13 protein-coding genes are annotated in these 11602 nt (G+C 62.2%); 10 read left to right on the plus strand and 3 right to left on the minus strand.

What is annotated here, in order from left to right; all coding sequences use genetic code 11:
* The first annotated feature begins 76 nt into the window (after positions 1 to 76).
* The 9 genes from mdcA (at position 77) to madM (ending at position 7331) form a co-directional block, all read left to right on the plus strand.
* Complete coding sequence (gene mdcA, locus CKW19_RS08025; protein WP_095057414.1) at positions 77 to 1747, plus strand: malonate decarboxylase subunit alpha; 1671 nt, start codon at positions 77 to 79, stop codon at positions 1745 to 1747.
* Complete coding sequence (locus CKW19_RS08030; RefSeq protein ID WP_095057415.1) at positions 1747 to 2619, plus strand: triphosphoribosyl-dephospho-CoA synthase; 873 nt, start codon at positions 1747 to 1749, stop codon at positions 2617 to 2619. Before mdcA ends, CKW19_RS08030 begins: the two co-directional genes overlap by 1 nt.
* The gene (locus tag CKW19_RS08035) at positions 2619 to 2918 is read left to right on the plus strand and encodes a malonate decarboxylase subunit delta (RefSeq protein WP_095057416.1); all 300 of its coding nucleotides are present in this window, start codon (positions 2619 to 2621) and stop codon (positions 2916 to 2918) included. The genes CKW19_RS08030 and CKW19_RS08035 overlap by 1 nt, the downstream gene beginning before the upstream one ends.
* On the plus strand, positions 2911 to 3762 hold the full coding sequence (locus tag CKW19_RS08040; protein WP_095057417.1) for a biotin-independent malonate decarboxylase subunit beta: 852 nt from the start codon (positions 2911 to 2913) through the stop codon (positions 3760 to 3762). Before CKW19_RS08035 ends, CKW19_RS08040 begins: the two co-directional genes overlap by 8 nt.
* Entirely contained in the window at positions 3759 to 4562 is an 804-nt protein-coding gene (gene mdcE / locus CKW19_RS08045) for a biotin-independent malonate decarboxylase subunit gamma (RefSeq protein ID WP_095057418.1), read from the plus strand. Before CKW19_RS08040 ends, mdcE begins: the two co-directional genes overlap by 4 nt.
* Positions 4556 to 5176, plus strand: coding sequence for a malonate decarboxylase holo-ACP synthase (locus CKW19_RS08050; RefSeq protein WP_095057419.1), 621 nt, complete (start codon positions 4556 to 4558; stop codon positions 5174 to 5176). The genes mdcE and CKW19_RS08050 overlap by 7 nt, the downstream gene beginning before the upstream one ends.
* The gene (mdcH, locus tag CKW19_RS08055; RefSeq protein ID WP_095057420.1) at positions 5173 to 6084 is read left to right on the plus strand and encodes a malonate decarboxylase subunit epsilon; all 912 of its coding nucleotides are present in this window, start codon (positions 5173 to 5175) and stop codon (positions 6082 to 6084) included. Before CKW19_RS08050 ends, mdcH begins: the two co-directional genes overlap by 4 nt.
* A gap of 64 nt (positions 6085 to 6148) precedes the next feature.
* Positions 6149 to 6565: a malonate transporter subunit MadL gene (gene madL, locus CKW19_RS08060; RefSeq protein WP_053163237.1), complete on the plus strand. Its 417-nt coding sequence runs from the start codon at positions 6149 to 6151 to the stop codon at positions 6563 to 6565.
* Between the two features lies 1 nt (position 6566).
* The gene (gene madM, locus CKW19_RS08065) at positions 6567 to 7331 is read left to right on the plus strand and encodes a malonate transporter subunit MadM (protein ID WP_053163234.1); all 765 of its coding nucleotides are present in this window, start codon (positions 6567 to 6569) and stop codon (positions 7329 to 7331) included.
* Between the two features lie 109 nt (positions 7332 to 7440).
* Here the strand turns inward: madM and CKW19_RS08070 are convergent, their stop codons facing one another.
* Entirely contained in the window at positions 7441 to 8355 is a 915-nt protein-coding gene (locus tag CKW19_RS08070; RefSeq protein ID WP_095057421.1) for a LysR substrate-binding domain-containing protein, read from the minus strand.
* Between the two features lie 234 nt (positions 8356 to 8589).
* On the opposite strand from CKW19_RS08070, the gene CKW19_RS08075 reads away from it, so the two are divergent.
* Positions 8590 to 9207, plus strand: coding sequence for a hemolysin III family protein (locus tag CKW19_RS08075; RefSeq protein WP_095057422.1), 618 nt, complete (start codon positions 8590 to 8592; stop codon positions 9205 to 9207).
* Positions 9208 to 9290: 83 nt separating this feature from the next.
* Here CKW19_RS08075 and CKW19_RS08080 read toward each other — a convergent pair whose 3' ends face one another.
* Complete coding sequence (locus CKW19_RS08080) at positions 9291 to 10010, minus strand: 16S rRNA (uracil(1498)-N(3))-methyltransferase (RefSeq protein WP_095057423.1); 720 nt, start codon at positions 10008 to 10010, stop codon at positions 9291 to 9293.
* Between the two features lie 179 nt (positions 10011 to 10189).
* On the minus strand, positions 10190 to 11596 hold the full coding sequence (locus tag CKW19_RS08085) for an adenosylmethionine--8-amino-7-oxononanoate transaminase (RefSeq protein ID WP_095057424.1): 1407 nt from the start codon (positions 11594 to 11596) through the stop codon (positions 10190 to 10192).
* Positions 11597 to 11602: the final 6 nt, after the last annotated feature.

Below are 11602 nucleotides of genomic sequence, written 5' to 3' on the forward strand. Positions count from 1 at the left end.
CTCCACTCTGCTTGATTGATACGCCCCACCCAACGCTCCTAAGGTAGCTCCACGACAGCGAACCCGTGGAGTGGTCATGACAACAACAATATCCCCCGACTCGCGATGGACGCGGCGGCGCAGCGAAAAGCAGCGGCGTCTCGAGCTGGTGCGAGGTCTTGCCGACGGCGTGGTGTTTCCCACCGATAACATCGTCGCGGCGCTTGAAGCGCTGATTCTGCCCGGTGACCGCGTGGTGCTCGAAGGCAACAACCAGAAGCAGGCGGACTTCCTTTCCCGCTCCCTGGCCAAGGCCGACCCCGAGAAGCTGCATGACCTGCACATGATCATGCCCAGCGTCGGACGTTCCGAACACCTGGACCTGTTCGAGCGTGGCATCGCCCGCAAGCTCGACTTCTCTTTCGCCGGTACCCAAAGCCTGCGCATCAGCCAGTTGCTTGAAGACGGCCTGCTGGAAATCGGCGCGATCCACACCTACATCGAACTCTACGCACGGCTGGTGGTGGACCTGATTCCCAACGTTGTGCTGTCGGCCGGGTTCATGGCCGACCGCGCCGGCAACATCTACACCGGGCCGAGCACCGAAGACACCCCGGCGCTGATCGAACCGGCGGCCTTCAGCGACGGCATCGTCATCGTCCAGGTCAATCAGCTGGTGGACGACGTCAGCGACCTGCCGCGTGTGGACATTCCCGCCTCCTGGGTCGACTTCGTGGTGGTGGCCGACAAGCCGTTCTATATCGAACCGCTGTTCACCCGCGACCCTCGGCACATCAAGCCCGTGCACGTGCTGATGGCGATGATGGCGATTCGCGGGATCTACGAAAAACACAACGTGCAGTCGCTTAATCACGGCATCGGTTTCAATACCGCTGCCATCGAACTGATCCTGCCGACCTACGGCGAATCCCTCGGCCTCAAAGGCAAGATCTGCCGTAACTGGACCCTCAACCCGCACCCAACACTTATCCCGGCGATTGAAAGTGGCTGGGTCGAAAGCGTGCATTGCTTCGGCACCGAGTTGGGGATGGAGAACTACATTGCGGCGCGGCCGGATGTGTTCTTTACCGGGCGCGACGGCTCCCTGCGTTCCAATCGGATGTTCAGCCAACTGGCCGGGCAATACGCAGTGGACCTGTTCATCGGCGCGACTTTGCAAGTCGATGGCGACGGTCATTCCTCCACCGTTACCCGCGGGCGCCTGGCCGGTTTCGGCGGGGCACCGAACATGGGCCACGACCCGCGCGGTCGCCGCCACGGCACTCCGGCCTGGCTCGACATGCGCAACACCGATGTGGCCGAACCGATGCTCGAGCGCGGCAAGAAACTCGTGGTGCAGATGGTCGAGACCTTCCAGGAGGGCGGCAAACCAACCTTCGTCGAAACCCTCGATGCGGTCGATGTGGCGAAGAAAAGCGGCATGCCGTTGGCGCCGATCATGGTCTACGGCGACGACGTGACCCACCTGTTGACCGAAGAAGGCATCGCCTACCTGTACAAGGCGCGCTCACTGGAAGAGCGCCAGGCGATGATCGCCGCCGTCGCCGGGGTGACCGCCATCGGCCTGCGCCACAACCCCAAAGACACTGCGCGCATGCGCCGCGAAGGCCTGATCGCCTTGCCTGAGGACCTCGGCATCCGCCGCACCGACGCCACTCGCGAGTTGCTCGCGGCAAAAAGTGTGGCCGATCTGGTGGAGTGGTCCGGTGGCCTCTACAACCCGCCCGCCAAGTTCAGGAGCTGGTAATGCGCGCACTTAACCTGCAACCCAAAACCCTGAGCCTGGCCGAATGGCTGGCGGACCTGGCGGTGGACGCGCTGATCGACGAAGCTGATCTGTCGCCGAAACCGGCACTGGTCGACCGTCGCGGCAATGGCGCCCACACCGATTTGCACCTGGGGCTGATGCACGCGTCGGCGCTGTCCTTGTGGTCGGCCTTTAAGGAAATGGCTGAAGCCGCCATCGAGTGCGGCGAGATCGGCTTACCCCTGCGCGAAGCCGTGGGTCGCATCGGTCGCGAAGGCGAGCAAGCCATGCTCGACACCACCGGCGGGGTGAACACCCACCGCGGGGCGATCTGGGCCTTGGGCTTGTTGATCACTGCCGCGGCGCTGGAGCCTCAATCCTGCAGCGCCAATAGCGTGGCGTTACGGGCTGCGCGGTTGGCCCTGCTCGACGATCGTTTTGCTCCACGCCCGCTCAGTCACGGTGTGCAAGTCGCCCAACGCTACGGCGCTCGCGGCGCCCGTGAAGAAGCGCAACTGGGTTTTCCGGCGGTGACCCAACGGGCTCTGCCACAACTGCTGCGCAGTCGCGCCGCCGGCCATGGGGAACAGAACGCCCGGCTCGATGCGCTGCTGGCGATCATGACGAATCTGGCCGACACCTGCGTGCTGTACCGCGCCGGGGAAGAAGGCCTGCATACCATGCAATCCGGCGCTCAAGCGGTGCTCGACGCGGGCGGCACTGCCAGCCTCGCGGGCCGTCGCCGTCTGCATGAACTGGATCAACAACTCATCGCATTGAATGCCTCGCCCGGTGGTGCCGCCGACTTGTTCGCCGCCACTCTGTTGCTCGACCGTATCGAGCGCGACGGCATCCTTCAGGGAGCGTTTTGATGGAAACCTTATCCTTTGAATTCCCCGCCGGGCAGCCGCCACGCGGTCGTACCCTGGTGGGCTGTGTCGGCTCGGGTGATCTGGAAGTGCTGATCGAACCGGGTCAGGCCGGCAAGCTGACGATCAACGTACAGACCTCGGTCAATGGCAGTGAACAACGCTGGCACCATCTGTTCGCACGGATGTTCGACGGCCAGACGCCACCGGCGATGGACATCGATATCCACGATTTCGGCGCGACTCCCGGTGTGGTGCGTCTGCGTCTGGAACAAGGCTTCGAGGAGATCGGCCATGACTGACAGCGCATCCCTGCTCAACAAGCTCAGCTTCGTCGAACTCGGTGCGCGGCAACGGGCCAAGGCGTTGCTCGACGCCGGTACCTTCCGCGAGCTGCTCGACCCCTTTCAGCGGATCATGTCGCCGTGGTTGTCGCGCCAGGGCGTGGTGCCGCAAGCCGACGACGGCGTGGTGATCGCCAAGGGCAATCTCGACGGTTTGCCGGTGGTGATCGCGGCCATCGAAGGGGCGTTCCAGGGCGGCAGCCTCGGTGAAGTCGGCGGAGCAAAAATTGCCGGCGCACTGGAACTGGCCGCCGAAGACAACCGCAACGGCATCCCGACCCGCGCCGTGCTGCTGCTGGAAACCGGCGGCGTGCGCTTGCAGGAAGCCAATCTGGGCCTGGCAGCGATTGCCGACATCCACGCCGCGATTGTCGATTTGCAGCGGTATCAACCCGTGGTCGGTGTGGTGGCGGGCAGTGTCGGTTGCTTTGGTGGCATGTCGATTGCCGCCGGGTTGTGCAGCTATCTGTTGGTGACCCAGGAGGCGCGACTCGGACTGAACGGCCCGCAAGTGATCGAGCAGGAAGCCGGGCTTGAGGAATACGACTCCCGCGACCGGCCTTTCATTTGGAGCCTGACCGGTGGCGAGCAGCGCTTCGCCAGTGGCCTGGTGGACCGCTATGTTGCCGATGACGTGGCGCAGATTCGACAGCAGGTGGGTGAGTTACTCCAGCAAGGTTTGCCGGCGCAACCCCGTAGCCAACAGGTCGAGCTGTTCCTGCAACGGTTGGCGCATCTGGACGCCGAACCGCAAATCGAGCCGTCTGTGGTTCGCGATCTGTACCAAGGAGAACGCCCATGAGTTCGTATTCCCTGCGAGGCTTGAACTGGTTCAACGCCTTGAGCGCCGGGGCGAAAGCGGTCGAAGGTTTACCGGCTTCGCTGAAGGTCGCGGACGGTTCGCTGGGCGATCAGCCGGTGCGTTTCATTGCGGTGGTGGCCGATCCGGAAAACCGATTCGTCCGTGCACGCAACGGAGAGGTGGGCTTGCTCGAAGGCTGGGGCCTGGCCAAGGCCGTGGATGAAGTCATCGCCGCCGATCAGAACAAGGCACACAAACGCGCCCTGATCGCCATCGTCGACGTGCCGAGCCAGGCTTACGGTCGACGCGAAGAAGCCCTCGGCATTCATCAGGCACTGGCCGCTGCGGCGGACAGTTATGCCCGTGCCCGTCTGGCGGGTCATGCGGTGATCGGTTTGCTGGTGGGCAAGGCAATGTCCGGGGCGTTTCTGGCCCACGGCTATCAGGCCAATCGCTTGATCGCCCTGCGCGATCCGGGGGTGATGGTGCACGCCATGGGCAAGGCATCGGCGGCGCGGGTGACCTTGCGCAGCGTCGAAGAACTCGAAGCCCTGGCGGCCAGCGTGCCGCCGATGGCCTATGACATCGACAGCTATGCCAGCCTCGGTCTGCTGTGGGAAACCCTGTCGGTGGAACAGATCGAGCAGCCGACGGCAGCGGATCTGGTGCGGGTGACCGAGTGTCTGTATCAGGCGATTGGCGATGTGGCTGCTGGTGACCGTGATCTGAGCGGTCGTCTGGGGGCGGCCAATCGGGCGGCGTCGAGCAAGGTTCGCCAATTGCTGAGAGCGCAGTGGTGAGCACGCTATTGGCTCACGACCTGCTGTGGGGCATGACCCCGCAGCAGTTGCCTGTGGATGCGCCTGCCTGGGTGATCGAGTCGATCAGTGCCGGTCAGCCGGTGGTGGTCCGTCGCGCCTTGAGCGCGGCGGGGCAGGTGGCTGTGGGCGTGCGCGGTCCGTTGCGCGAACAGCGATTTGCCGCGTTGATGCAAGTCTCTTCCCTTACGCGGCGGGTGCGGCCTGAAGAGCTTCGCCATGTTCAAGGCCAGCGCGATTTCCCGGCGCTGCGGGCCTTGGCGCAACTGCGCTCGCACCTCGATGACAGTGGTTGGGTCTGGGGCGTCAGCGGCAGCGCCGGGTTCGAGTTGGCCAGTGGATTTGCCGCTTTGCACGAGGGTAGCGACCTCGATCTGATCCTGCGTACGCCGAGTCCGTTGAGTCGTCGCGACGCCCAGGCGTTGGTGGCCGTTCTTGATGCCGTCTTGTGCCGCGTTGACCTGCAATTGCAGACACCGTCGGGCGCCGTTGCCTTGCGCGAATGGGCCGGCACTTCGTCGCGGGTCCTGCTGAAAAGTGCCACCCAAGCCACGCTGGTGACTGATCCGTGGAATCCTCAGGAGCAAGCAGCATGAGCAGCTTGCTGGTGTTCCCCGGCCAGGGCGCACAACAACCCGGCATGCTCGCGCGTTTGCCTCGGGAAACGTTGAACGAGGCAAGCGACCTGCTCGGTGAAGATGTGACGCAGCTGGACTCTGCCGAGGCGTTGCGGTCGACGAGGGCGGTGCAGCTTTGCCTGCTGATCGCCGGTGTCGCCGCTTCACGCCAGTTGGCCATGGCCCCGGACTACGTGGCCGGCTTGTCGATCGGCGCTTACCCGGCAGCGGTGGTGGCCGGTGCCCTGGGTTTCAGCGATGCGTTGCATCTGGTCAGCCTGCGCGGTGAGTTGATGCAACAGGCTTATCCACAGGGCTACGGCATGACCGCAATCATCGGTCTGGACCTGGCCACCGTGGAAGGGTTGCTGGCCCGGGTGCACTGCGCGCAAATGCCGGTTTATCTGGCCAATATCAACGCCGATAACCAGCTGGTGATTGCCGGTAGCGACGCGGCGATGAAAGCGCTGGCAGAGTTAGCGAAAGGTTGCGGGGCTGGCCTGGCCAAACGTCTGGCAGTGAGCGTGCCGTCCCACTGCCCATTGCTTGAGGCGCCCGCACAACGGTTGGCCGAAGCCTTCGCTCTGGTGTCGCTGCACACCCCGAAAATCGGCTACCTGAGCGGCAGTCGCGCGCGACCGCTGATCAAGCCCGAAGCCTTGCGTGACGATCTGGCCTTCAACATGTGCCGCATCGTCGATTGGCGCGGCACGGTACAAAGCGCTTACGAGCGCGGTGTACGTTTACAGATCGAACTGCCGCCCGGTGCGGTGTTGACCGGGCTGGCGCGCCGGGTGTTCGAGCAGGGGACCGTGATTGCCTACGACGGTGCCCGGCTCGATACCTTGCAGGCGCTGATGCGTGAGGAGGGAAGTCGCCACTCTTAAATCCCCGACTTAAGGCATCGAACAACAAAAACAACATTCGAAATGCACTTTGAGGACTACGACGATGATTATTTACGGTGTGGCGCTGTTGGCGATCTGTACGCTGGCAGGGGTGATCATGGGTGACATGCTCGGTGTGTTGCTAGGCGTGAAGTCAAACGTCGGCGGCGTCGGGATCGCGATGATCCTGCTGATCTGCGCACGGTTGTGGATGCACCGCCACGGCGGCATGACCAAGGATTGCGAACTGGGCGTCGGCTTCTGGGGCGCGATGTACATCCCGGTGGTGGTGGCGATGGCGGCGCAGCAAAACGTGGTCACGGCACTGCATGGCGGTCCGGTGGCGGTGTTGGCGGCGATTGGTTCGGTAGTGATCTGCGGTTGCACCATTGCCCTGATCAGCCGGACCCACAAAGGCGAACCCTTGCCCGATGAACCGGTGGATGTAACGCCGGTTGGCGCACCGGCAGGAGGTCGCTGATATGTGGGATCTCATCAAGAGCGGTCTGGAACACAACGGTCTGGTCACCGCATTCGCCTTTGTCGGCGTGATCATGTGGGTGTCAGTGCTGATTTCCAAACGCCTGACCTTCGGGCGCATCCACGGCTCGGCGATTGCCATCGTCATCGGCCTGGTGCTGGCTTGGGTCGGCGGCACAATGACCGGGGGGCAAAAAGGCCTGGCGGACCTGACGCTGTTTTCCGGCATCGGGTTGATGGGCGGTGCCATGCTGCGGGATTTCGCCATCGTCGCCACGGCGTTTGAAGTGCAGGCCACGGAGGCGAAAAAGGCTGGTTTGATCGGTGTGATTGCGCTGCTGTTGGGCACAGTGCTGCCGTTTATTGTCGGTGCTTGCCTGGCCTGGGTTTTCGGTTACCGCGATGCGGTGAGCATGACCACCATTGGTGCCGGTGCGGTGACCTACATTGTCGGGCCAGTGACCGGCGCGGCCATTGGCGCCAGTTCCGATGTGGTGGCGCTGTCGATTGCCACCGGTCTGATCAAGGCGATTCTGGTGATGGTCGGCACGCCGATGGCGGCGCGCTGGATGGGCCTGGATAACCCGCGCTCGGCGATGGTGTTCGGTGGGCTGGCCGGGACGGTCAGTGGCGTGACCGCCGGATTGGCGGCGACGGATCGGCGCCTGGTACCTTATGGCGCGTTGACCGCGACCTTTCACACCGGGCTTGGCTGCCTGCTCGGGCCTTCGTTGTTGTTCTTCATCGTTCGCGGGATTGTCGGCTAAACCGCGAGTTGTATTGCCTGGTCTGACGTCATCGCCGGCAAGCCGGCTCCTACAGGATTTACGCAGTCTTTGTAGGAGCCGGCGTGCCGGCGATGGGGGCAACACGGTTTCAAGCCTGCCGATTGGCGTACATCCGACATTCCGCCAGCAACGCAAGCAGATTCGGATCACGCTCCTTGGCTTTCAGGAACACCACGCCAATGTGTTGCTGCAACCGGTACTTTTCCTGCAATGGGATCAGCTTCACACGGTTCTCGTACACCGCCGCGATCCTTCCTGGCAGCAACGCATAACCGACGCCCGAACTGACCATGCTCAGCAGGGTGAAGATGTCGTTGACCTGCATCGCCACCTTCGGTTCGAACCCTGCCTGCTCGAATACCCGCTTGCCGTCCTGATGGGTGGCGAAGCCCTGGGTCAGGGTGATGAAGGTTTCGTCGCGAACCTCGGCCAGGTCGACTTCGGTTCGTTGGGCAAACTTGGAGTCGGCGGGTGTGGCGAGGAAGATGTCGTCGGAAAACAGCGGGATCTGCTCGCAATCCGGATCGTTGACACTGTCGTCCAGCGACACCAGGATCGCATCGACTTCCATGTTCTTTAGCTTGTAGAGCAGGTCGAAATTGGAGCCCAGAATCAGGTCGATGTTGAGTTCGCTACGGCGGATCTTCAAACCCATGATCAGCTGCGGCACGGTCTTCACTGTCAGTGAATACAGGGAGCCGAGTTTGAAGCGTTCGGCGGAGAACCCGGCGGCTTCGCGAGTCAGGCGCACGCTTTCGACGACATCCTGAATCAGCTTCTGCGCCCGCTCCTCCAGCACATAAGCGCTTTCCAGCGGTGTCAGGTTGCGGCCTTCGTGCTTGAACAACGGGCAGCGCAGGGCGCTTTCCAGGGAATGGATCGCCCGATGCACGCTGACGTTGCTGGTCTGCAATTCGGCAGCGGCCCGCGCCAGGTTGCCGGTGCGCATGAAGGCCAGGAATACCTCAAGCTTTTTCAGGGTCAACTCTTCATCGATCAGCATGGGGTGTGGCTCTTATTCGAATGCCTCGATTGTGCCTAATTCCATAAGCCCACGCAGGCCTTTGTAGGCGCTGGCTTGCCGGCGATAGCAATCTTGAAAGCAGCGCAAAATTCCATGGCCCCATCGCCGGTAAGCCGGCTCCTACAGGGGGATTTGTGTTCTGAAACATTGCGCTTTTACGCTTCAGGCCTGAGCCTTGCGTTCTGCGGCAATGAATTGCGAGGTGAGCAACCTATGTATCACGGGGAAAGACTGAACGCCTGGACGCACTTGGTCGGGGCGGTGGCGGCGACGGTCGGCGTGGTGTGGATGCTGGCGATCGCCAGCCTCGACGGCAGTCCATGGAAGATCGTCAGCGTGGCGATTTATGGGTTTACCTTGATGTCGCTCTACAGCGCTTCGACCGTTTACCACAGCGTGCGCGGGCGCAAAAAAGCGATCATGCAGAAGGTCGATCACTTTTCGATCTACCTGTTGATCGCCGGCAGCTACACGCCATTCTGCCTGGTGAGCTTGCGCGGGCCGTGGGGCTGGACGTTGTTCGGGACTGTCTGGGGGCTGGCGTTGATCGGCATCCTGCAAGAGATCAAACCGCGCTCGGAGGCGCGGGTCCTGTCGATCGTGATTTACGCGGTGATGGGCTGGATCGTGCTGGTGGCGGTCAAGCCGCTGTTGGTTGCATTGGGTATAGCAGGGTTTGCCTGGCTGGCGGCCGGCGGGATTTTCTACACCGTGGGCATTATTTTTTTTGCCCTCGATCATCGCCTGCGGCATGCCCACGGGATCTGGCATCTGTTCGTGATCGCCGGGAGCTTGCTGCACTTTGTGGCGATTTTCTTTTATGTCCTCTAGACCGCATCGCAGCCTTCGCCAGCAAGCCGGCTCCTACAGATGCCTTTGATCTTCGTAGGAGCTGGCTTGCCAGCGAAAGGGCCCTAGAAGTCACCCCAAAGCTGCTGGGCCACCGCCAATGCCACCACCGGCGCGGTTTCGGTGCGCAACACGCGCGGGCCGAGGCGGGCAGCATGAAAGCCGCTGACCTTGGCCTGCTCGACTTCCGCATCCGACAACCCGCCCTCCGGCCCGATCAGAAACGCCAGGGTCGCAGGCTTGGCGTGGCTGACCAATGGCTCCGCCACCGGATGCAGCACCAATTTCAATTCGGCTTCAGTCTGTTTCAACCAGTCGGCCAGCAGCAACGGCGGATGGATCACCGGCACTGTGGAGCGGCCACATTGCTCGCAGGCGCTGATTGCCACCTGACGCCAGTGCAGCAAGCGCTTGTCGGCGCGCTCGTCCTTGAGCCTGACTTCGCAACGGTCGCTGAAGATCGGCGTGATTTCGCTGACACCCAGTTCGGTGGCTTTCTGAATCGCCCAGTCCATGCGCTCGCCACGGGACAAACCCTGGCCGAGATGGATGTGCAGCGGCGACTCGACCTGGCCGGCAAAACTGTCGTCAATCTGCACCACGACGCGCTTCTTGCCGACCTCGACCAGCGTGGCGCGAAACTCCTGGCCCGAGCCGTCGAACAGTTGCAGCGCGTCACCCTCGGCCATGCGCAGCACGCGGCCGATGTAATGGGCCTGGGCCTCGGGCAGTTCGTGCTCGCCGATGCTCAGGGGGGCGTCGATAAAGAAGCGGGACAGTCTCATGCTGGGTCTCTGTAAAAGGTGCAAATCATCTGAAGGTCGTACCGACCTTATCGCTGGCAAGCCAGCTCCTATAGGTTAGGTGCCGCACACAAAGTTTGTGGAACACACCAACCCTTGCAGGAGCTGGCTTGCCAGCGAAAGCGGTCTACCAGATCCAACAGGATTACGGTTGAATTCAATCAACCCGGATCGCGGAAGCCGGGATGGAAATCCTTCGGCACCGCCACGCTGACGCTGTCGCGGGTGGCAATGTCGATGCCTTCGCTGGCGACTTCGGCGAGGAAGTCGATCTGCTCCGGGGTGATCACATACGGCGGCAGGAAATACACCACGCTGCCCAACGGCCGCAGTAATGCACCGCGCTCCAGCGCATGCTGGAACACCTTCAAACCACGGCGCTCCTGCCACGGATAGGCTTCTTTGGTTGCCTTGTCCTTGACCATCTCGATGGCCAACACCATGCCGGTCTGACGCACTTCGCTGACATTCGGGTGATCGACCAGATGCGCAGTCGACGACGCCATGCGCTGCGCCAGGGCTTTGTTGTTCTCGATGACGTTGTCTTCTTCGAAGATGTCCAGCGTCGCCAAGGCTGCCGCGCACGCCAGCGGATTGCCGGTGTAGCTGTGGGAGTGCAGGAAGGCGCGCAGGGTCGGGTAGTCGTCGTAAAACGCGCTGTAGACCTCGTCGGTGGTGATACATGCCGCCAGCGGCAGGTAACCGCCGGTCAGGGCCTTGGACAGGCACAGGAAGTCCGGGCGGATGCCGGCCTGTTCACAGGCGAACATCGTCCCGGTACGGCCGAAGCCCACGGCGATTTCGTCGTGGATCAAGTGCACGCCATAACGGTCGCAGGCTTCGCGCAGCAGCTTGAGGTACACCGGGTGGTACATGCGCATGCCGCCGGCGCCCTGGATCAGCGGTTCGACGATCACGGCAGCAACGCTGTCATGATTCTCTGCCAGGGTCTGTTCCATGGCCGCGAACATGTTGCACGAATGTTCTTCCCAGCTCATGCCCGCCGGTCGCAGGTAGCAATCGGGGCTCGGCACTTTGATGGTGTCCATCAACAGCGCTTTGTAGGTTTCGGTGAACAGCGGCACGTCGCCGACCGACATCGCCGCCATGGTTTCGCCGTGGTAGCTGTTGGTCAGGGTGACGAAGCGCTTCTTGTTGGGTTGTCCACGGTTGAGCCAGTAGTGAAAGCTCATTTTCAACGCCACTTCGATGCAGGACGACCCGTTATCGGCGTAGAAGCACCGGGTCAGGCCCTCCGGCGTCATCTTCACCAGGCGCTCGGACAGCTCGATCACCGGTTGATGGCTGAAACCGGCGAGGATCACGTGCTCCAGCTGATCGACCTGATCCTTGATGCGCTGGTTGATCCGCGGATTGGTGTGACCGAACACATTGACCCACCAGGAACTGACCGCATCGAGGTAGCGCTTGCCTTCGAAGTCTTCCAGCCAGACGCCTTCACCGCGCTTGATCGGGATCAGCGGCAGTTGTTCGTGATCTTTCATCTGGGTGCAGGGATGCCACAACACCGCGAGGTCGCGTTGCATCCACTGATTATTCAGGCCCATTTTCAC

Source organism: Pseudomonas sp. Irchel s3f7 (assembly GCF_900187615.1).
Taxonomy (GTDB): Bacteria; Pseudomonadota; Gammaproteobacteria; order Pseudomonadales; family Pseudomonadaceae; genus Aquipseudomonas.